We start from the raw sequence: 1,373 nt of genomic DNA, 5'->3' as shown, positions 1-1,373 counted from the left end.
TTTGGATAAGCCCTCGACCGATTAGTATTCGTCAGCTCCATACCTTGCGGCACTTCCACCCCGAACCTATCTACCTCGTCGTCTACAAGGGGTCTTACTAATTGGGAAATCTCATCTTGAGGGGGGCTTCGCGCTTAGATGCTTTCAGCGCTTATCCCTTCCGTACGTAGCTATCCAGCCGTGCTCCTGGCGGAACAACTGGTACACCAGCGGTACGTCCATCCCGGTCCTCTCGTACTAAGGACAGCTCCTCTCAAATTTCCTGCGCCCACGACAGATAGGGACCGAACTGTCTCACGACGTTCTGAACCCAGCTCGCGTACCGCTTTAATGGGCGAACAGCCCAACCCTTGGGACCTACTTCAGCCCCAGGATGCGATGAGCCGACATCGAGGTGCCAAACCTCCCCGTCGATGTGGACTCTTGGGGGAGATAAGCCTGTTATCCCCAGGGTAGCTTTTATCCGTTGAGCGATGGCCCTTCCATTCGGTACCACCGGATCACTAAGCCCGACTTTCGTCCCTGCTCGACCTGTTTGTCTCGCAGTCAAGCTCCCTTGTGCCTTTACACTCTGCGAATGATTTCCAACCATTCTGAGGGAACCTTAGGGCGCCTCCGTTACATTTTAGGAGGCGACCGCCCCAGTCAAACTGCCCACCTGACACGGTCCCTGCACCGGATCACGGTGCGAGGTTAGAACTCGGATACGATCAGGGTGGTATCCCAACGTCGCCTCCACACAAGCTGGCGCTCATGCTTCAATGGCTCCCACCTATCCTGTACAGATCGTACCCAAGTTCAATATCAAGCTGCAGTAAAGCTCCATGGGGTCTTTCCGTCTTGTCGCGGGTAACCTGCATCTTCACAGGTAGTAAAATTTCACCGGATCTCTCGTTGAGACAGCGCCCAAGTCGTTACGCCATTCGTGCGGGTCAGAATTTACCTGACAAGGAATTTCGCTACCTTAGGACCGTTATAGTTACGGCCGCCGTTTACTGGGGCTTCGGTTCATAGCTTCACCTTGCGGTTAACCACTCCCCTTAACCTTCCAGCACCGGGCAGGCGTCAGCCCGTATACTTCGCCTTACGGCTTCGCACAGACCTGTGTTTTTGCTAAACAGTCGCTTGGGCCTTTTCACTGCGGCCCCCTCGGGCTATTCACCCTACCGAGGCACCCCTTCTCCCGAAGTTACGGGGTCATTTTGCCGAGTTCCTTAACGAGAGTTCTTCCGCGCGCCTTAGCATACTCTGCTCGCCCACCTGTGTCGGTTTGCGGTACGGGCACCTTCTCCCTGGCTAGAGGCTTTTCTTGGCAGCTTGAACTCATGACCTTCGCTACTGTAATTTTCGCTCCCCATCACAGCTCAGCCTTA

1 rRNA gene is annotated in these 1,373 nt (G+C 54.9%); it reads right to left on the bottom strand.

The window, feature by feature from the left end:
- Position 1: 1 nt before the first annotated feature.
- A 23S ribosomal RNA gene (locus BM210_RS34160) occupies positions 2-1,373 on the bottom strand; the annotation flags it as partial.

It is taken from the genome of Paenibacillus sp. 1_12, assembly GCF_900114475.1.
GTDB lineage: Bacteria > Bacillota > Bacilli > Paenibacillales > NBRC-103111 > Paenibacillus_S.
This window is presented reverse-complemented; position numbering and strand designations above follow the sequence as displayed.